19 protein-coding genes are annotated in these 20,473 nt (G+C 42.7%); 8 read left to right on the top strand and 11 right to left on the bottom strand.

The window, feature by feature from the left end:
* The first annotated feature begins 79 nt into the window (after positions 1-79).
* Together gpmI and M5F03_RS16400 are read left to right on the top strand one after the other, a co-directional pair.
* Complete coding sequence (gene gpmI / locus M5F03_RS16405; protein WP_180064891.1) at positions 80-1,627, top strand: 2,3-bisphosphoglycerate-independent phosphoglycerate mutase; 1,548 nt, start codon at positions 80-82, stop codon at positions 1,625-1,627.
* A 17-nt stretch (positions 1,628-1,644) separates the two neighbouring features.
* On the top strand, positions 1,645-2,820 hold the full coding sequence (locus tag M5F03_RS16400; protein ID WP_249708912.1) for a S41 family peptidase: 1,176 nt from the start codon (positions 1,645-1,647) through the stop codon (positions 2,818-2,820).
* 22 nt (positions 2,821-2,842) lie between these two features.
* Here the strand turns inward: M5F03_RS16400 and M5F03_RS16395 are convergent, their stop codons facing one another.
* Genes M5F03_RS16395 through gacA form a run of 3 tightly spaced genes read right to left on the bottom strand, consistent with a single transcriptional unit; the run spans position 2,843 to position 6,513 of the window.
* On the bottom strand, positions 2,843-4,270 hold the full coding sequence (locus tag M5F03_RS16395; RefSeq protein WP_308199837.1) for a sigma-54-dependent transcriptional regulator: 1,428 nt from the start codon (positions 4,268-4,270) through the stop codon (positions 2,843-2,845).
* 19 nt (positions 4,271-4,289) lie between these two features.
* Positions 4,290-5,855: a sensor histidine kinase gene (locus M5F03_RS16390; RefSeq protein WP_180160388.1), complete on the bottom strand. Its 1,566-nt coding sequence runs from the start codon at positions 5,853-5,855 to the stop codon at positions 4,290-4,292.
* Positions 5,856-5,877: 22 nt separating this feature from the next.
* Positions 5,878-6,513 (bottom strand): response regulator transcription factor GacA, encoded by a 636-nt coding sequence (gacA, locus tag M5F03_RS16385; RefSeq protein ID WP_111884856.1) that lies wholly within the window; start codon positions 6,511-6,513, stop codon positions 5,878-5,880.
* Positions 6,514-6,724: 211 nt separating this feature from the next.
* Here gacA and M5F03_RS16380 point away from each other — a divergent pair, with 211 nt between their 5' ends.
* The gene (locus tag M5F03_RS16380) at positions 6,725-7,774 is read left to right on the top strand and encodes a serine hydrolase family protein (RefSeq protein WP_143221671.1); all 1,050 of its coding nucleotides are present in this window, start codon (positions 6,725-6,727) and stop codon (positions 7,772-7,774) included.
* A gap of 122 nt (positions 7,775-7,896) precedes the next feature.
* On the opposite strand, the gene thrC is transcribed toward M5F03_RS16380, so the two are convergent.
* The 4 genes from thrC to xerD form a co-directional block, all read right to left on the bottom strand.
* Entirely contained in the window at positions 7,897-9,036 is a 1,140-nt protein-coding gene (gene thrC, locus M5F03_RS16375) for a threonine synthase (protein ID WP_078192584.1), read from the bottom strand.
* 62 nt (positions 9,037-9,098) lie between these two features.
* Positions 9,099-10,403, bottom strand: coding sequence for a homoserine dehydrogenase (locus tag M5F03_RS16370; protein WP_078192857.1), 1,305 nt, complete (start codon positions 10,401-10,403; stop codon positions 9,099-9,101).
* Between the two features lie 130 nt (positions 10,404-10,533).
* On the bottom strand, positions 10,534-11,346 hold the full coding sequence (locus tag M5F03_RS16365; protein ID WP_078189446.1) for a DsbC family protein: 813 nt from the start codon (positions 11,344-11,346) through the stop codon (positions 10,534-10,536).
* 96 nt (positions 11,347-11,442) lie between these two features.
* A complete protein-coding gene (xerD, locus tag M5F03_RS16360) occupies positions 11,443-12,360 on the bottom strand; it encodes a site-specific tyrosine recombinase XerD (protein ID WP_249708911.1) in 918 nt (305 codons plus the stop codon).
* 172 nt (positions 12,361-12,532) lie between these two features.
* Between xerD and M5F03_RS16355 the strand changes: the two genes are divergently transcribed.
* The 5 genes from M5F03_RS16355 to ftsW all read left to right on the top strand — a co-directional run bounded on the left by M5F03_RS16355 (position 12,533) and on the right by ftsW (position 17,670).
* Positions 12,533-12,796: a FeoA family protein gene (locus tag M5F03_RS16355; protein WP_078189444.1), complete on the top strand. Its 264-nt coding sequence runs from the start codon at positions 12,533-12,535 to the stop codon at positions 12,794-12,796.
* Positions 12,793-14,655: a ferrous iron transport protein B gene (feoB, locus tag M5F03_RS16350; protein ID WP_180093144.1), complete on the top strand. Its 1,863-nt coding sequence runs from the start codon at positions 12,793-12,795 to the stop codon at positions 14,653-14,655. Before M5F03_RS16355 ends, feoB begins: the two co-directional genes overlap by 4 nt.
* Before the next feature lie 39 nt (positions 14,656-14,694).
* Positions 14,695-14,946 (top strand): DUF6587 family protein, encoded by a 252-nt coding sequence (locus M5F03_RS16345; protein WP_180035955.1) that lies wholly within the window; start codon positions 14,695-14,697, stop codon positions 14,944-14,946.
* Between the two features lie 159 nt (positions 14,947-15,105).
* Positions 15,106-16,452, top strand: a complete 1,347-nt coding sequence (gene murD, locus M5F03_RS16340) for a UDP-N-acetylmuramoyl-L-alanine--D-glutamate ligase (protein WP_180049850.1) — start codon at positions 15,106-15,108, stop codon at positions 16,450-16,452.
* 21 nt (positions 16,453-16,473) lie between these two features.
* Positions 16,474-17,670 (top strand): putative lipid II flippase FtsW, encoded by a 1,197-nt coding sequence (gene ftsW / locus M5F03_RS16335; RefSeq protein WP_078192579.1) that lies wholly within the window; start codon positions 16,474-16,476, stop codon positions 17,668-17,670.
* On the opposite strand, the gene M5F03_RS16330 is transcribed toward ftsW, so the two are convergent.
* From M5F03_RS16330 to cpdA, 4 genes are all read right to left on the bottom strand, one after another.
* Positions 17,659-17,919, bottom strand: coding sequence for a zinc-ribbon domain-containing protein (locus M5F03_RS16330; protein ID WP_249708910.1), 261 nt, complete (start codon positions 17,917-17,919; stop codon positions 17,659-17,661). The genes ftsW and M5F03_RS16330 overlap by 12 nt on opposite strands.
* An 85-nt stretch (positions 17,920-18,004) precedes the next feature.
* On the bottom strand, positions 18,005-18,922 hold the full coding sequence (gene gluQRS, locus M5F03_RS16325) for a tRNA glutamyl-Q(34) synthetase GluQRS (RefSeq protein ID WP_372491163.1): 918 nt from the start codon (positions 18,920-18,922) through the stop codon (positions 18,005-18,007).
* A 4-nt stretch (positions 18,923-18,926) separates the two neighbouring features.
* Entirely contained in the window at positions 18,927-19,454 is a 528-nt protein-coding gene (gene dksA / locus M5F03_RS16320) for an RNA polymerase-binding protein DksA (protein WP_078189438.1), read from the bottom strand.
* A gap of 209 nt (positions 19,455-19,663) precedes the next feature.
* Positions 19,664-20,467: a 3',5'-cyclic-AMP phosphodiesterase gene (gene cpdA, locus M5F03_RS16315; protein ID WP_249708909.1), complete on the bottom strand. Its 804-nt coding sequence runs from the start codon at positions 20,465-20,467 to the stop codon at positions 19,664-19,666.
* Positions 20,468-20,473 lie beyond the last annotated feature (6 nt).

The raw sequence follows: 20,473 nt of genomic DNA, 5'->3' as shown, positions 1-20,473 counted from the left end.
ACCATGGTTGTCACATAGAGTCTTCACCGAAAATTCGGTAAGATAGTATGATTAATTTATAAACGAAAGAGTGTTCATTATGACGGATGCAACTGCTGGCAAAATCCCACACGTATTGGTAATTATGGATGGTGTGGGTCATCGCGAAGCGGTCGAGGACAATGCCTTTTTAGCAGCAAAACGACCTAACTTGACTGCAATGCAGGAAAAGCATCCGCATGGATTGATTTCAGGCTCTGGCGAAGACGTTGGTTTACCTGATGGTCAAATGGGTAACTCTGAAGTGGGCCACATGAACCTTGGTGCAGGACGTGTGCTGTATCAAGACTTTACTCGTATTACCAAAGATATTCGTACCGGTGCCTTCTTTGAACATGACGTATTAGTCGATGCGGTTGAAAAAGCCAAAGCTGCAAACCGTGCTGTACATATTATGGGCTTGTTGTCTGAAGGTGGTGTGCATTCACATGAAGATCACATTGTCGCGATGGCTGAATTGGCATTAAAACGCGGTGCAAAAGTTTATCTTCATGCATTCCTTGATGGTCGTGATACGCCGCCAAAAAGCGCACAACCTTCGCTTGAAAAGTTAGATGCGCTGTTTGCTCAGTATCCGGGTCAAGGTCGTATTGCCACCATGATTGGTCGCTACTTTGCAATGGATCGTGACAACCGTTGGGATCGTGTTGAGCAAGCCTATCGTCTTTTAACTGAAGGTGAAGCAGTGCGTACAGCAGCGACTGCTGTTGAAGGTCTAGAGCAGGCTTATGCTGCTGAAGAATCAGATGAATTTGTGAAAGCGACGCGTATTGGTGATTTAGCACCGATCCAAGATGGTGATAGCGTTGTCTTCATGAACTTCCGTGCTGACCGTGCGCGTGAAATTACCAAAGCTTTTGTGGAAAAAGATTTTGCAGGTTTTGAACGTAAAGTGGTTCCCGCTTTATCAAAATTTGTCATGTTGACACGTTACCAAGCAACAATTGATGCACCTGTGGCTTATATGCCAGAAGCGCTGCATAACTCGATTGGTGAATACCTGTCTAATTTGGGTAAAACACAACTGCGTATTGCTGAAACTGAAAAATATGCACACGTGACTTTCTTCTTCAGTGGTGGTCGTGAAGATGAATATCCGGGTGAAAAACGTATTTTAATTCCATCACCAAACGTTGCGACTTATGACTTAAAACCAGAAATGAGTGCTTATGAAGTCACTGATGAGTTGGTTGCCGCAATTAACTCAGGTGAGTACGACTTACTGGTTGTGAACTATGCCAATGGTGATATGGTTGGCCATACTGGTGTGTTTGATGCAGCAGTGAAAGCAGTTGAAGCCGTAGACACGTGCCTAGGTCGTGTATATGAAGCTGTGATGGCAAATAAAGGTCACATGCTCGTGACCGCCGATCATGGTAACGTAGAGCAAATGCAGGATTACCAAAGTGGTCAGGTGCATACTCAACATACCACTGAACTTGTGCCATTTATCTATGTTGGTCCGACCAATGCAACAATTGCAGAAGGTGGTGTTTTGGCTGACGTAGCGCCGACAATGTTAACGCTTATGCACATTCCTGTACCAACAGAAATGCAAGGTCGTAACTTGATTACTCTTGAAGCTTAAAATGTAAGGAAGCATGAATGACTAAAGCACACTGGACGTCAGTTGTAAGCCTTACAGCCTTGCTGCTGTGTTTTAGTCATTCGACATGGGGAGTCGACAAAGCAAAGTCGGCTTTCGATGAATTTGATGGCAGCTATGAACAAAGTTATGCCGAAGTACCTGTCGAATCGATCCAACAATTTGTTCAAATCTATGGCATTGTCAAAGAAAATTATGTAGTTGAAAAAAATGACGATGCATTATTCCAACAAGCCATCAAAGGCATGGTCAGTGGTTTAGACCGCTATTCACGATATCTTTCACCTGAAGACTATAAGCAGCTTTTGCAATACACTGAAGGGGATATTGCGAGTGTCGATTTCAATTTGCGCTTTGATGCAGGTCTACAGCAATGGGTCATCACCAATTTAAAGCCTGATGCCGACTCAGCAAAGCTAGGTCTGAAAAATGGCGCGGCGGTGTTTAAAATTGATGATCAAGAACTCAAAAAACTCAATCAAGATCAAGTGCGACACCTGCTTACCGGCAGTATAGGCTCGACGCTGAATCTACAGCTGATAACTGCAAGTCAACCGGTCAATTTGGTCAGAAACACTAAAGTTGAAACAGATATAGAATCTAAATTATTAAATAATCAGGTTTTAGTTTTACACGTTAAAGTTTTTCAACAAGATACAGCCAATGAAATTAAGCGTTTAATTGAAAGTCATGGTTCACGTGTCAAAGCCGTATTGTTTGATTTAAGAAATAACCCCGGCGGGTTATTGTCCGCAGCAGTAGAGTCTGCCGATTTATTTTTGAATCAGGGCATTATTGTGTCGACTCGAAGTCGATCTGAAGGTGACCAACAATTTCAGGCTTTACCAAGTTTTGAATTTCAAAATATGAAAGTCGGCATCTTAATCAACAATCGTTCTGCTTCTGCCGCAGAGGTCTTTACCGCAGCATTAAAAGAGCATAAACGTGCATGGGTAGCGGGTGAGAAAAGTTATGGTAAAGGTGTGGTTCAAAAACTATTTCCATTGAGTAATGGTGCGGCTTTACAAATGACTGTGTCGCAATATCTGACACCGAATGGCAAAATGATTGAAGGAATTGGAGTGCAGCCAGACTATAACTATCCGCTGCAACATGATGCACGTGAAGATCACTATGTCGATCATGTTGCAGAGTTATTGCTGAATCAAAAATAAACAGCAATACGCTGGAAAGCTTTTACTCTTCGTCTTCGGTATCTAAACCGAATTTTTTCAAACGATAGCGTAATGAACGGAATGACATACCTAATTTTTTGGCGGCAAGTGTTCTGTTCCAGTGAGTCAAATTCAACGCATTCATGAGCACTTCTTTTTCGATATTTTCTAAAAAGAGTTCTAAACCTTCTTCAGGTATTTTACGAGGAACCACACTCTGTTCGTTGCTGTTTGCAGCAAGCTGTGCAGAATCATTCGTTGTTGGAGCGGAATTGAACTGAGCACTCGGTTGTCTTAATGGCGCACTTTGCAGATGTTGAAGATCAATTTGCTCATCATCGCAGAGGGTCATGGCACGTTCGATAATATTGCGGAGTTCACGGACATTACCCGGATAGTATTGGCTGAGTAGGAAGTTTTTCGCTCGTTCAGTCAGAGGCTTAGTGGCAATTTCCCATTCATGGCTAATTTTTTGAATAAAATGTTGTGCCAATAAGAGGATGTCGTCGCCACGTTCACGTAAGGCAGGCAACACTAAATCCATCACATGGATACGGAAAAATAAATCTTGGCGGAATCGACCTTGTTGGACGAGAGCTTCTAAGTCCTGATGACTGGCACTGATCACACGGAAATCAACATCAATTTCACAGTCTGAACCTACGGGGCGAATACGTTTTTCCTGTACCGCACGTAGCAGTTTAACTTGCATGGCTAAAGGTAATTCGGCAATTTCATCCAGAAATAAGCTACCACCATGTGCAGATTGAATCAGACCTTGCTTGTCTTGGGTGGCACCACTAAAGCTGCCTTTTTTATGGCCAAAAAGTTCACTTTCCATTAACTCTGTGGGAATTGCCCCGCAGTTAATAGCAATAAAAGGCCCTTCATTACGGTTGCTTAAACGGTGAACCAGATTGGCCACGACCTCTTTACCCGTACCAGATTCACCCGTAATAAAAACTGGTGCTTGTGAACGTGCAATTTTCTTTAATGTTCGACGCAATTGCTGGATTGGAAGCGATTCACCAATCAACATTTTATGTTCTAAAGCATCTTGCGAAGTAATGTCTTCGGCCAATGGCTTATTCAGGGCTTTTTGTAGCAGTTGTTCAAGATGTTTGGGATTGATCGGTTTGCTGACAAAGTCGAAAGCTCCCGCCTTTAATGCGGCAATGGCAATGTCCATGTTGCCATAGGCTGTTAGCACAGCAACAGGCAGGGTAGGACAGTGCTCATTCATCCAATCTAAGAGCTGTAGACCATTACCATCGGGTAAGTTGAGATCGGTTAGGCAGGCATCGTAGCTATAGGTAGACAAGGCTTTTTTAGCTTCGTCGAGGCGATGTGCAACATGTGTTTTAACCCCCATCCTTGATAAAGACATTTGCATCAGCATACATAAGTCTTCTTCGTCATCAACTAACAATACCAGTGGTTGTGAATCCACAGTTTTCCCCTAAAAACAATTAAATAACAGCTTGTAAGCACTCAATCCTAAAGCAAGCTCCCTGTTTTTGTTCTACATAGGAAAGCTGTGCTTGATTCGCTTCACAGAAGCTATGAGCAAGATATAATCCTAAACCAGTTCCAGTAATTTCGGTACTAAAAAATGGTTGAAATAACTGTGTGCGGTTTTGTAAAGCAACCCCATGACCGAAATCTCGGACATCGATCTGGACTTTTTTCTGATCCGTCCGCGCTACCACTTCGATATACGACATGTCCGGATTGTTATGGCGAATCGCATTACGAATTAGGTTGATTAAAATTTGTCTGAACTGTGCCTCATCAAAATCAATCAAGGTTTTGGCTTGCACATTGAGCCGAATGTTCTGTTGAATGTCTGCCAGATCTTCTTGCAGGAACAGCGGTAAAAATTGTTCTAGATTTAGACGAGTCGGATGGGTTTCCTTATTACGCACCATATTTAGGGTGTCTTGAATAATTCGGTCAATCCGCACCGCTTGACGTGAAATCATATGATTCAACATGTGCTGTTGTTCGGTATCACTTTGCGGATATAAATCATTGGCATGCACAATCGCCGCTAAGGGATTGCGAATTTCGTGAGCAATACTGGCGGAGAGTTGACCTAAAGCGGCTAATTTTAATTGTTGCACTTGCTGATTGAGTTTTTGTGCATCTTGTAAAATCAGCAAGGTCAACATTTGATGCGGCACAACGAGTTTTTGTACGAGTACCTGAATGTGGTATTGGCTTTGTTGCGATTCAAATTGAAATTTTTCACCGCTTTTTAAATCTTCAAATTTGAGTAATTCAAATAAGTCGGGCTGCGTAGTATACAGTGGATATTGATCATGATGATAAGAATTTGGCATGCCGAGTAAATGGCAAGCAGCAGGATTACTCAGCACCACATGACAGTTTTCATCCAAAACCAAATAGCCCGTATCAATCTGTTCTAAAATATAGCGGTTAATGTTTTGTAGTCGATGTAGCTCTAAAGATTGCGAAAAATTCAGATTTTCCAATAACTGAAAACGTTTCACGGCAATTTGTGCACTGCCATACACCACACAAAATAAAAAAGCCAAAATCGCACTGTTGGTTAAATTTTTGAGTGAGGTAAATTCAAGAATTGAACCTAAAAACAGTTGATATACTACACAGATCACAGCGATGAGGGTGATGACCAAAGCTTTTTGGGCATCTAATAACAGGGATGCTGCAAAAATCGTAATCACAAACAGCAAACTCAAATGTAAATTAGGTCCATCGATGGCTAAGGTCAGTAAGCTCAGCGAAATGACATCTACAATGAATAACAGTAGTAACTGGTTTGGGATCCGGACTTTGAAACGTCCAAGTGACATGAATTGAATGCTGGTAAACAGCAAATAAATCGTCAATACATATAGGTATAAACGTGGGTATTCATAATCTGAAGTGAATTGAGTGTAGGTCAGTAAAAAGACCAGTAACAGACAGGCACTGATGATAAAGCGATAAGCACTGTACCAAAGGCCCAAATGATACTGGTTCAATTCACTATGAATTGAACGCTGTGTCATAAGTAACAGGATGTACGTTGTGTTAAGGTTTGATTAACCCGTAGCGAATCGCCAAGTGAGTTAGTTTGACATCACTATCAATATTCAGTTTTTCAAAAATGCGGTAACGGTAGGTATTCACTGTTTTAACACTAACGAATAATTTATCAGAAATTTCTTGTGCACTAATACAATTGACCACCATCATGGCAACTTGCATTTCACGCTCAGACAGGGCGTCAAAAGGTGATTGTTGTGTATCAGACAAATATGAGCTGGCCAGTTGTTCTGCAATGTCTGCACTGAAATATTTGCCGCCTTGCATCACTTTATTAATCGCACGGACCATTTCATTAACTGGTGCACCTTTGGTGATATAGCCTTTGGCACCTGCTTTTAACAATAAAGACGGGTAGGGTTCTTCAGCAAGTCCACTGACGGCGAGGACTTTTGTATCTGGCGCTGTTTGAAGTAGGCGACGTGTGGTTTCTACCCCCCCGATCCCCGGCATATTGACATCTAATAAAACAACATTTGGATGGTGTTGGCGAACAAGTGTAATCGCATCTTCACCAGATTCGGCTTGTCCAATGACTTGGATATCTGCATGGTCTTCGAGCATACGGCAAATACCAGTACGGACTAATTCATGGTCATCTACCACCAAAACTGTGATCACCTACACTCTCCCTCAAATCAAAACCTGTTTTTTTGTTACATAAAGCAAAATAAGCTTGCAATGAAACGACAAAATTAGCAATCCTATTCTTATATGAAATGAAAAACTTCATACACAATGTGTGAGCAAAAAATGTTCGTAGTTGTGACCAATGTACGGCATATTGCTGGTCTTGCGCAAATGTTTAGTATCCTGAGTTGAGTGAGCAATGGTGAAAAAATTAAATAAATCCTTCATGCACGTTTTGGGCATGTCAATTTTATTCAGTATGAGCAGTTTCAGTTCTGCTGAAATTGTGATGAATAGTGCTGCAAATCAGCAGTCAAATATTAGCTGGTCATCTGAAGATGCAAACCAGTTACTCAACGGTGACGTGTCTTATAGCGCTGAAGAGCCATCTCCTCAAGGGTCAACGAAAGTGACTACTTCTGTACGTAGTACAGGCGGCGTGGTACAGACAGCACCATCGAAAACGGTCCGTATTATTGATACCAATCAATACGCAGGACAGCCCTCTGTAAATGCGCGTGCAGCACTGGTTATGGATGGTCAAACTGGTGAAGTGCTATATAGCAAAAATAGCAATACCGCTTTACCGATTGCATCAATTACCAAACTCATGACAGCAGTAGTGATTTCAGATGCCCGATTAAACATGTCTGAAAAGATTACCTTACAACAGTCTGATTTCTCATGTTCAGGTTGTAAAAGCTCAAGTTCAACGCTGCGTGCTGGCGACAGTATGAATCGTGCAGAAGCATTGCTGTTTGCTTTGATGAAATCTGAAAACCCAGCTGCTTCGGCATTAGCACGTACTTATCCAGGTGGTCGTTCTGCATTTATTGCAGCGATGAATGCGAAAGCACGCTCATTAGGGATGAACTCGACTCATTATGTGGAATCGACTGGCTTGCACCCAGGCAATGTCGCTTCGGCACGTGACTTAGGTATTTTGGTGAATACCGCTTCGCAGTATGGTTTGATTCGTCAATTTTCAACCACACCAAGTTATGACTTTAATTTGGGCTACCGCGTATTGAAATCAAACAATACTAATGCTTTAGTGCGTAATGGTGGTTGGAATATTAATATTTCAAAAACTGGATTTATTAATGAAGCAGGGCGCTGTGTAGTGATGCATACCACATTGAATAACCGTCCAGCGGTAGTGGTGTTATTGGGTGCGGATTCTTCAGTTGCACGAACCAATGATGCGACACGTTTAATGAATTGGGCGAGCCAGTTACCAAAACGTATTTAATAAGATTTCAGATTTTTCATTCTTTCAGTATTTGGATTTACTCAACGTTTAAATGCTGAAGTGAATGCAAGATATAAAAAGCCCTGCAAGAGCAGGGCTTTTTTATTTAGTCAGCATATGAATTACATATTTGACAGAATTGAATCGCGAACTTGATCCATAGTTGCATCAATCGACAACATTACTGCATCTTGGCATTGCTTGATGGCAGTGTCAGGATCTTTTAAACCGTTACCTGTCACAGTACATACGATCACAGAACCTTCAGCAATTTTACCTGCTTTGATGTCACGAATCGCGCCACCGATAGACGCTGCAGAAGCAGGTTCTACGAATACACCTTCGTACATAGACAGTAGACGCTGTGCTTCTAAGATTTCAGCATCTTGAAGTTCATCGAACCAGCCTTCTGAATCGCGGACTACTGCTTTAGCATGGTTCCAGCTTTGTGGATTACCGATACGGATTGCAGTTGCTACTGTTTCAGGGTTTTCTACAGGTGCGCCGCGTAGGAATGGTGCCGCACCAGCAGCTTGGTAACCCACCATTGTTGGTAGACCCGCAGGTTTTGGACCTGTGAATTGATCAGTTTCAGGATCATAAACGACTTGTACAAATTCTTCTTTAGGCTGATTCGCTACAGCTTCGGTATAACCCATCCAGTGTGCTGTAATGTTACCCGCATTACCTACAGGTAAGCAGTGGTAATCTGGCGCACGACCTAATTCGTCAACGATTTCGTAAGCAATGGTTTTTTGACCTTGCAGACGATATGGGTTGATTGAGTTTACAATCGTAACTGGTGCTTGATCTGCAACTTCTTTTACAAGACGCATACCGTCATCGAAGTTACCGTGAATTTGCATCGTTACCGCGCCATACATCATCGCTTGTGCCATTTTACCCATGGCAATTTTGCCTTCTGGGATGAGCACAAATGCTTTAATGCCTGCACGTGCAGCATAAGCAGCCGCTGCAGCAGATGTATTACCTGTAGATGCACAGATAATTGCTTTAGAGCCTTCTTCAACTGCTTTTGTTACAGCCATGGTCATACCACGGTCTTTAAATGAACCAGTCGGGTTTAAGCCCTCGTACTTCACATAAATTTCAACATTTTTGCCAATAATGCGTGGAATATTCTCAAGCTTAATCAGTGGCGTATTACCTTCGCCCAAAGAAATTGCGCGAGTAGTTGCAGATACGGGTAAACGGTCGCGATAGCGGTCAACTAAACCAGTATAACGATTGGCATTAGACATGATGATGTTCCAATTGTGTGTAGAGCTTGGCGAGAGGAACTGAAATATTCCCCTCGACCCGATTAATTATCAAGCGATTCTAAACGAATTCGTACAATTTCGCCATGAATGACAGGCAATGCTTGAATTTGTTGAAGTGCTTCATCCATTTTAGATTCTTTGACTGGATCAGTCAGAATCACGATAGGAATAAGATCTTTTAAGCGCGGTTGTTGCATGATCGCATCGATGCTGATTCCTGCACGGCTTAAAATCGTAGTGACATCTGCAAGAACGCCAGTTTGATCTTCGGCATTAATACGGATGTAGTATCCAGTGGTCATTTCTTCACGTGGAAGAATTGGTAAATCAGTTAGGGCTTCAAACGCAAGCTGTGGAATTGTACCTGCGCCATCTTCGGTATATGAGATGTCACGGACAATATCGACAACATCAGCAACCACCGCTGATGCGGTCGGGCCTGCACCTGCGCCTGCGCCATAGTAAAGCGTTGGACCAACGGCATTGGCTTGAACCAATACGGCATTTTTAACGCCATTTACATTGGCAATCAGTTGGTCTTCAGGGATCAGCGTTGGATGTACACGAAGTTCAATACCCGTTGCAGCACGACGTGCAATACCTAAATGCTTAATACGGAAACCAAGGTCTTCAGCATATTTCACATCTTGCGCAGTAACTTTGCTAATGCCTTCAGTGAAGACTTTGTCAAATTGGAGTGGGATACCAAAAGCAATAGAAGCCAGCAATGTTAACTTGTGCGCCGCATCGATCCCTTCGACGTCGAATGTTGGATCTGCTTCGGCATAACCGAGTTCTTGCGCTTCTTTGAGAACGTCTGCAAAGGCACGACCTTTTTCACGCATTTCAGTCAGGATAAAGTTACCAGTACCGTTAATGATACCTGCAAGCCAGTCAATTTTATTGGCTGCCAAACCCTCACGGAGGACTTTAATAATTGGGATACCGCCTGCGACAGCTGCTTCATAAGCAATCTGAACGTGATGATCATCGGCCAATTTAAATAATTCATTACCGTGTTCAGCTAATAAAGCTTTGTTGGCTGTGACTACTTGTTTGCCATGAACGATTGCTTCACGAATCACTTCATACGCAGGGTGAATGCCGCCCATAACTTCAACCACAACGTCTACATCGGGTTGACGGACGATATCCAATAAATCAGCACTTTGCTTCACTGAAGCAGGCAGTTCTAAATCAGGACGAGGGCGACGCGTACCCACATGGGTAATTTCAATTTCACGACCGGTGCGACGTTTAATCTCAGCAGCATTTTCTTTTAGTAGTTTAAGGGCACCACCACCCACAGTACCAAGACCGAGGATTGCCAGACGAACTGGTTTCACGTCACACTCCATTTATTTCATCATTGCTTTAAGTGAGTTTAGATCATAGCTAAAAAAACGTTCGGACTCTAGGGTAGAAATCACTTTATTCCTACCCATAAAAAACATTCATTTAGCCTATAAAAATTAGTTATTTAAGCGCACTTTCAAGTTCGGAAGCCGACATGTAAGCACCGATGTGTTTGCCTTCTGCGTTATAGATCGCTGGCGTACCATTCACACCAATATTTAGACCCATTTCATACATGCTGCGCACTGGGTTTTTACATGATGCTGGCTCGATTTGCTCACCGGCAATGGCTTTGTCAAATGCGGCACGACGGTCTTTGCTACACCAGATAGTTTCCATCATTGGCATGTGTTGTTCACCACGTGGCCAAGCGATATAACGGACTTCAATGCCACGGGCATTAATATCATCCATTTGTTCATGTAATTTATGGCAATAAGGACAGCTAACATCGGTAAACACATAAACCACGTGTTTGGTTTTACCTTTGGCTTTATAAATCAGTAGGTCTTCAGTTTTTAATTGATCAAATAATTTTTTGTTGGCCTCTGCTTGTAGGGTATCGCCTACATTAAAGAGTTGTTTTTCACCTAAACGAACCACGTCGCCTTGGAAAATGTATTTACCATCAGCTGTAGCATAGACCGCAGGCATGCCTTCAAAGCTTACCCAAAACAAATTAGGAACTTCAGTCGCTTTCACCCCAGTGACTTTGGCATTGATATTGGCTTTTTGCAGATTAGATTGCAAAGTATCAATTAAACGCTGCTGAGCATTACGTTCAGATAAATTCGAAGCTTCACCAGTTGCAGGCGTACTTGCCGTTAATGTCGCATCTTTCTTTTCGTCATTATTTGAATTAGAACAAGCCACTAACGCCATACTGGCAACAAGTGTCGATGCGAGAAAAATTTTTGAACGGGTAAATAACATAAACAACCCTTTTCTTTTAGCTTTATCAAACAGGTGAGTAAGCATAGCAAAAAATATCGGGCACAATAGAACTTCTTGGTCTGATATTTCCTGCCGTTAAGCTCTCGGATGATAATCTGAATGTAATTTTTGCATACGAACCTGCGCAACATGGGTATAAATTTGTGTGGTAGACAAGTCACTGTGGCCGAGCAGCATCTGCACGACACGTAAGTCGGCACCGTGGTTGAGCAAATGCGTGGCAAAGGCGTGGCGTAAGGTATGTGGTGATAATTCGGCTTGAATGCCTGCAATGAGCGCATAGCGTTTAATCGCGTACCAAAAGTTTTGGCGACTCATCATTCCACCAAGTTGAGTGAGAAATAAAGCATCGGTTGCACTTTTGTATAAAATGGGACGTGCTTCAGCTAAATACTTCTCGATCCATTCCACCGCCATTTGTCCTAAAGGGACTAAGCGTTCTTTATTGCCTTTACCGGTAATTCGTAAATAGCCTTGTTTCAGATTGATCAGTTCTAATCTTAAATTTAATAACTCAGAGACACGTAAACCACAGGCATACAACACTTCGAGCATGGCACGATCACGTAGACCCAATGCGGTGCTGAGGTCTGGGGCATTAATCAGGGCTTCGACATCTGCTTCAGATAAATCCTTTGGTAGTGCACGACCCAATTTGGGTGTTTTATGGATTGCAACAGGATTGTCATTGCGTATTTTTTGTTCGCGCAAGAACTTGAAAAATGAACGCAGTGCAGAAAGTGAGCGGGCGATCGAGCGAGGGCTTTTTCCTTGTTTAGTCAGGCTAAGCAAGACATCTGAAATGTCGTCACTGCTCCAATCAGTCATGACATGCGTATGACACTCACTGCATTGAATTAAATCAGATAAATATGCATTTCGAGTGTGTGGACTGACGGTTTGAGCTATTAAATGATCACGATATCCGTGTAAAAAACTGAGTGTTTCTGGAATTTGGACTGGGGTTGGAATACGTGGTTTTTTATTTAACATGTGCCGCTCATTTTCGAAATTAAACCAAGAAATCACAATGGTTTAATGCAATCTAATTTAAAAAAATAGTCGTGTCGATGCTAGATTGTTAAATGAGAATTGAAATCGAATCCGATTTGTTAATTATTCTCATTTGTTTGTATAATGTTCAAAATTTTTTAGGGTTAGTTGCGTGCGATTATCTGATTTGAAAGTGAAACAAAGCGCAGTCATTCATAAGGTACATCGTAACCAGAATGGCAACAATGCTCCGGCTGATTTAGTCGCTAGCCGTTTAGAGACTTTGGGTTTTGTTCCCGGAACAAAAGTACAGGTGATTACCAAAGGTATTTTTGGTGGTGACCCGATTTTAATTCAAGTTGGGTTTACTCGCTTCGCACTGCGAAAAGTAGAAGCTGAAAAAGTGGAAATAGCAATGGAAGGGGCATCAGCATGAGTGATGCGTTACGTATTGCCCTCGTTGGTAATCCAAACTGTGGTAAAACTTCATTATTCAATCATTTAACGGGCACACGTCAGAAAGTTGCAAACTATGCTGGGGTAACGGTTGAGCGAAAGGTGGGTCAATTTACTTTGCCATCGGGTAAATCTGTTCGAGTTTTGGATTTGCCGGGGACGTATAGCCTAGAAGCGACGAGTCCTGATGAAGCCATTACGCGTGATGTCGTGCAAGGTAAAATTGCAGAAGAAGGGCATCAAGATGTCTTTTTATGTGTAGTTGATGCGACAAACTTAAAATTGCACCTCGGTTTGGTCATGGAAATGATCGATTTGGGTCGTCCAATTTTACTTGTCCTCAACATGATGGATGAAGCACGTCGTCGTGGCATGCAAATCAATACCCAAAAGCTGTCTCAGCGTTTGGGCGTTCCTGTTGTAGAAACCGTTGCTGTACGTAATGCAGGTATTGAAAACTTAATGGGCGCTTTGGATGCCGAAGGCTTCAGAAAACCAGATGCGTCATTAAGTGATACCAATCTTTCTGGGACTAACCACGAAAAAATTGAACAAATTTTAAAAGACGTGGTGGTGTTTGTTGATCATGAAGATAAACGCTCAGACTTTCTCGATAAAATTTTTCTACATCCAGTCTTTGGTTTAATTACCTTAGCGGTGATGATGTTTATTATCTTCCAAGCGGTGTTTGCGTGGGCTGCGCCGTTTATGGATGGTATTGAAACCTTCTTCGGTTGGTTCGGTGAATTAGTCGGTGAACACATTTCACATCCACTCCTGAACAGCTTGGTGGTTGATGGGATCATTGCGGGTGCAGGCGGTGTAGTGGTGTTCTTGCCGCAGATTTTAATTTTATTCTTCTTTATTTTGGTTTTAGAAGAATCGGGTTATTTACCACGTGCAGCATTCTTACTAGATAAGCTGATGTTTAAAGCAGGTTTGAGTGGACGTGCTTTTATTCCTTTACTGTCGAGCTTTGCCTGTGCTGTACCGGGCATTATGGCAACTCGGAGTATTCAAGACCCCCGAGATCGTCTGGTAACGATTTTAGTTGCGCCGTTGATGACGTGTTCGGCACGTTTACCAGTTTATGCTTTGCTGATCTCGGCATTTATTCCACAGCAAATGGTCTGGGGCGTCTTTAACTTACAAGGCTTGGTGTTATTTGCATTATATGCAGCAGGGATTGTGAGTGCCTTAATTGTGGCAACAGTGCTGAAATTCTTCCAAAAAGATAAATCACAGCATGCCTTATTGATGGAACTTCCAAGCTACCGTTTCCCAGATATTAAGAGTGTTTGGATTGGTTTACTGGACCGTGCCAAGATTTTCTTGAAACGTGTCGGTGGCATCATTTTCGCTTTATCGATTTTGTTATGGTTCTTGTGTACTTTCCCGCAACCGCCAGAAGGCGCAACTTTGCCGGATATTGATTATTCATTGGCAGGTATGCTTGGGCATGTGCTACAACCGATCTTTGCACCATTAGGTTTTAATTGGCAGATTTGTATTGCCTTAATTCCAGCGATGGCGGCACGTGAAGTTGTTGTAGCGGCATTGGGTACGGTGTATGCCTTGTCTGCAACAGATGAAGATGCCATGTCTCAAGGTCTGGCAAATTTAATTAGTAGCGATGGGTCATTGGGTTGGTCATTGGCAACCGGTCTATCATTATTGGTATGGTTTATTTATGCGCCACATTGCTTGGCGACACTGGCGACAGTTAAACGTGAAACTGGCTCCTTGAAAACGGTGAGTTTCATGACTATCTATTTATTTGGTTTGGCTTATCTAATGGCATTCATCACGTATCAAATTGCAACACGCTATTTTGGATAGTGAATCTTGAATGGCAAAAGCTGAACAAAGGAGAGAGACATGCTTGAATCAATAATTATTGCGGTATTGGTGATTTGGAGTGCTGTCGTGGTGTTTAAGAAGGTATTTCCAAAAACATCGAACTCAGTCTTCACAACTTTTTCTGAGCACTGTGCAAACCGTGGTTGGAACAGTTTAGCCAAATGGTTAAAGCCCAAAATGGCCGCAGGCTGTGCAGGCGGTTGTGGATGTTCAGCTTCGGATAATCCATCTGCAAAAAAAGCTGAAGTACAAGCGGTGAAATGGAAATAAACTCACCGTCAATTGCTTGAAGAAACCGCCCAAGATGGGCGGTTTTTTTACGAGCGGACACAAAAAAACTGCGAGAAAGTGAAAACATAAAAAGCATTCAAAACAGCAAAGTGCTAACATTTTGTCAGATTTAAAAACCGACCAAAAAATGGGGCGAAAATGTTAATACAGCGTGGTGGATTGAAGGTTGTTGCCGGATTAGGGATTTCTGGTGTTTCCGCAGTGAATTTCTTACATAGCCATGGCTACCGCGTTGCAGTCACCGATTCACGAGCAGTTCCACCGGGTCATGATCAAATTCCAAGTGATGTACAAACCAGTTTCGGTCAGTTGGATCAAGATTTATTACTCCAAGCAGAAGAAATTATAATCAGCCCGGGGCTAGATCCAAAATTACCGCAAATTCAGGCGGCCATTGCAGCCAACATTCCTGTGGTTTCAGAAATTCAAATTTTACGTCGTGCGACGGATAAGCCAATTGTCGCGATTACAGGTTCGAATGCGAAAAGTACCGTAACGACTTTATTTGGTCTTATGGCAGCAGATGCAGGCAAAAAAGTGGCAGTGGGTGGCAACTTGGGTCGTCCAGCTTTGGATCTCACCAAAGATGATCCAGAGCTATATGTTTTAGAGCTTTCAAGTTTTCAATTAGAAACCACGTCGAACTTGGCCGCAGAAGTGGCTGTTGTGTTGAACATGAGTGAAGACCATTTGGACCGTCATGGCGATATGATGGGCTATCACACTGCGAAGCATCGTATTTTCCAAGCGGTGAAAAAAGTCGTGTATAACCGTGATGACTCATTAACACGTCCATTGGTTCCAGATGTCACCCCAATGCAAAGCTTTGGCCTAAATGCACCAGATATGAATCAGTTCGGTATTTTACGCGATACTGATGGCACAATTTGGTTGGCACGTGGTCGTGAGCGTTTACTGAAAAGTGCAGACATGTATATTCAAGGGACACATAATGTGGCAAACGCCTTGGCATGTTTAGCTTTGGGTGAAGCGATTGGTTTGCCACTAGCAGGCATGTTGGAAACTTTGAAAACCTTTAAAGGTTTAGAGCACCGCTGTGAATTTGTCAAAGAAGTGCATGGTGTTCGTTATTATAACGACTCTAAAGGTACCAATATTGGTGCGACTTTAGCTGCGATTGATGGCCTAGGTGCTGCGATTGAAGCCAAAGGCGGTAAAGTGGCGATTATTTTAGGTGGTCAAGGCAAAGGGCAGGACTTTACTGCGCTGCGTGATTCACTTTCAAAATATGCCAAAGTTGCGGTATTGATTGGTGAAGATCGTCCAATTATTGAAAAAGCGATTGAAGGGACAACCACGCTGATTCATGCTGAAAGTTTGAAACAAGCGGTTGAGCTGTGCCAACAAAATGCGGTAGCCAATGATGTGGTCTTATTGTCTCCAGCGTGCGCAAGTTTTGATATGTTTAAAGGCTACAGTGAGCGTGGACACCAATTTGTTGATTGTGTGAATGCACTCGTTTAAAAGAACGATAAGGAAAGTTGTATGGCTGGGTTGGCTCAGACGACCATAAATAGAATAAATGAAGTTGTAGAGCGTTGGCTTCCTCGGTTACCTGCCGAGGTCAACGTGCGCAATGTTCTGGTGTTCTGTGTTTTGGCATTGTTGTGTATTGGTTCGATCATGGTGGCATCTGCATCGATGCCTTATGCAGAACGCATGCATGAAAATGCCTTTCATTACATTTCACGACACGGTATTTCGATTGCCGCTGCCGCCGCCGCCGCCTATATCGCCTATAAAGTGCCGTTGAATGTTTGGTTTAATAACACCTTCTTTTTATGGATTATCACGATTATCTTACTGGCTGCTGTATTGGCTGTCGGGACAGAGGTCAATGGTTCTAAACGTTGGATTCGTATTGCTGGTTTCACCTTACAGGCTTCGGAAGTCGCCAAAGTCATGATGGCGATATTTACCGCGGACTATGTGGTACGGCGTGCCGAAGAAGTCCGTAATAATATTAAGGGCTTGGTGCGTTTGGCAGTGATTATGGCTGCAACTGTCGGTTTGGTCATGGCAGAGCCCGATTTAGGGGCGACGGTGGTGATTGCCTTAACCATGCTAGGGGTATTCTTCCTCGCAGGAGCACCGTTGATTCAGTTCGCAATTGCCTTTGGTGCGATCATCATGGCCTTTGTGTTCTTGATTTTATTTGAACCTTACCGTTTAGAACGTTTGATGTCCTTCTCAAATCCATGGAATGATCCATTAGGCGCAGGCTACCAGTTGTCGAATGCATTAATGGCTTTTGGTCGCGGTGAATGGTTTGGTGTCGGCTTGGGTCATAGTATTCAAAAAATGTCGTATTTACCTGAGGCCCATACCGACTTCATGTTGGCGGTTTTGGGCGAAGAATTTGGCTTCTTTGGGATTTTGACCGTATTGACGCTGTCATTTGTGATGTTGATCTGCTGTATTCGCATTGGTCATCGTGCTTTACGTCATCAATACTTACGTGCAGGCTACTTGGCTTATGGCATTAGTATTATCTTCTTGCTGCAAATTTTGGTGAATGCCGGCATGAACATGGGCATGCTTCCAACCAAGGGTTTGACCTTACCGTTTATTAGTTATGGGGGGTCTTCTTTGATTATCTGTGCGGTTATGGTGAGTCTGATCTTAAAGATCGATGCGACGACCAAAGAAGTGAACCCAAGTAAAGAAGAATCAAGCTTTTAAATTGGTATCTCGTTGCGGATCGGGAGATGCATGGTGCAGTACACTCGCCGGCATCTCCGTTCCACAATGGAGACATTTGACCAAGCTCGCCTTGGCTTTAGATAGTGGAATCAATGGAATAAAAAATAAAGAAAAATAATTACGTTGCTGTTTTAACTCATACTGAGTTCTGCTGCGGCAGACAGGGCAAGTAAATTGGCTCTTTTCAATGACTTTGGTTTTCGGACCAAATCCAAAAATAAAAAACATTAGGCTCTCCAATGGTCAATTGATCACTTTATTAAAGCATAATTCAATTGAAAATCGAGTGATTGGCTTAGATCCATATTTGGGTTTATTGATAGATTTGAGGCAATGCTGTGCCATGGGGAATATGTTGAATATCCCACTGCGCAATCGCCTGTTGCAGCATAATGCGCGGCGTGTCTAAGTCGACTGGCGGTTGATGTAGGGCCTGCAATGCTTGTTGCAATAAAGGTGCTGCTTGGTTTAAATCAAGAGCTTGAGCCATATTCTGTTTTGACAGCTTTTGTCCCTGATTATTCATTGCTAATGGCAAGTGCATGTATTCAAGGCGCGGATAACCCAAAACCTGTCCGAGCCAAATTTGACGTTCGGTATTGTCCAAAAGATCAGCTCCACGTACGACATGGGTCATCCCTTGTAGGTAGTCATCCACCACGACAGCAAGTTGATAATTGATAATGCCATCACGGCGTTTTAAGACGAAGTCGCCCAAATCTTGTTGCAGATTCGAGCAATGCATCCCTTGTAAGCGGTCGGTAAAACAAATGTTCTGTGCATCGACTTTGATTCGAATAGCCTGATCCTGAAGGGGAAGGCCCAGATTGCGACATGTGCCTTGATAGATATGATTCGAACCAAGCATTTTTCGGGTGCATTGACAAGCATAGATCAAGTCTTGGGCATGCAAATGCGCAATGACTTCCTCATAGATTTCTAGGCGGTCTTTTTGGAAAATGATCTCGGCATCTGGTTCGAATTGAAATGCATCAATACAACGTAAGATATGTTCTTCGCTACCGGGAAATATGCGTGGAATGTCGGTATCTTCGATACGAACCAACCATTGCCCCTGATGGGCACGGGCATCGCAGTAGCTTGCGACTGCTGTAATTAAAGAGCCAAAATGCAAAGGGCCGGTTGGCGATGGCGCAAACCGACCCACGTAATGCTCTGCAGCTTTCCCTTCCTTATCTAAAGGGAGGGCTAGAGAGGAATTACTCAACACAGAATTAACCGTTATTTTGCTTCTCTTTGATCTCTGCAAGTGTTTTGCAGTCGATACATAAAGTTGCTGTTGGACGTGCTTCTAGGCGACGTAAGCCAATTTCGATACCACACGTTTCACAGAAACCGTAGTCATCATTTTTGATCGCTTCAATTGATTGTTCAATTTTACGGATCAGTTTACGTTCACGGTCACGTGTACGAAGTTCAATCGCAAATTCCTCTTCTTGCGTTGCACGGTCGTTCACATCTGGAAGCGCAGTATTTTCATCTTGCATGGTATTCAAAGTACGGTCTACTTCAGACATTAACTCAGCTTTCCAAGCCAATAAGATGTGACGGAAATGCTCAAGTTGCCCTTCAGACATGTATTCTTCATTCTTTTTAGGCTGATAAGGTTCAATACCAAATAAGCTTGCAGTAGAACCACCTTCAGTCGCCTTTGGCTTTGATTTGCGCACGCGTTTGGTAGACTTTTCGTCTACTACATCAGTTTGTTCGTCTAAGACTTGATTTTGGTTGTCATTCGCCATGTAGGGCATTCCTCATCATATGCATATATCTATACGCAAAAAATATGGTGATATGCAAGTTTTTTATCCACCCAACACAGAGTTTCCTTCTGTGGGGGTCGTCATCATATAGACTTTTTCTGCTTATTGATAGTCTTTGATGTTTGGATTCTAACTATCACTTTTCCTTTAGAAGCCATAAAGTAAAGCAAAAAAATCAAATTGAAAAGTTAATAACCTGAAATTTCAACATTAATTTGAGGTTGTTTCAATTTGACCCGAACAACTTCAGTTTTAAATTCACCATTATCATTCAGATAGAGTGCACGATACCCTGGTAAAGCCTCATCTAAGGCAAAATTTTCACTATGCGGTTTGAACTGAACACTGGTCGAAGGCGTCGATAAAAACTGAATATTGCGCCATTGATTAGACGAGTCTTGATGTACGTGTCCGCATAGTACAATTTTGACATTGTCATGGTGTGAAAGCACATCTATGAGATGTTCAGCGTTCTTTAGTTTATGCTGATCTATCCAATGCGATTGCATGGCAAAAGGGTGGTGGTGGCATGCCACAATGATATGTTGCTGTGGGTGTGCTGTGAGCAACTGATCTAATTGTTCCAACTGCTGTTGTGATACCCAACCATCGACTTTTCCTTTAACCGCACTGTTCAGTAAAATCAGACACCAATTGCCTAATGCGATGCAGTGAGCACGATCTTCCTGTTGATGAAATGGGAAGCAAGACGCTTCGTCATGGTTCCCCGGAATCTGATAAAACGGAAACGGCTGCTGTTGCATATATTCGAGATAACGCGCATAGGTACGCTCTACCGGCACTTGTGCAAGATCGCCAGTATGGACAAGCGTATCGATGTGATGATGGTTCAACTGAATTTGTTGAATCACATCGTGAAAACTCTGCTCTGGATTCATGCGGACAAATTCAAGATCTTCCTGATCCATTAAATGTGTGTCCGAGATCTGGATCAGTGTCCAGTCGTATTGTGGTGTATCCCTTAAAGTCATGTCCTT

It is taken from the genome of Acinetobacter amyesii (assembly GCF_023499985.1).
Taxonomy (GTDB): Bacteria; Pseudomonadota; Gammaproteobacteria; order Pseudomonadales; family Moraxellaceae; genus Acinetobacter; species Acinetobacter amyesii.
The sequence above is the reverse complement of the archived record's forward strand: the minus strand, read 5'-3'. Positions and strand labels throughout refer to the sequence as shown.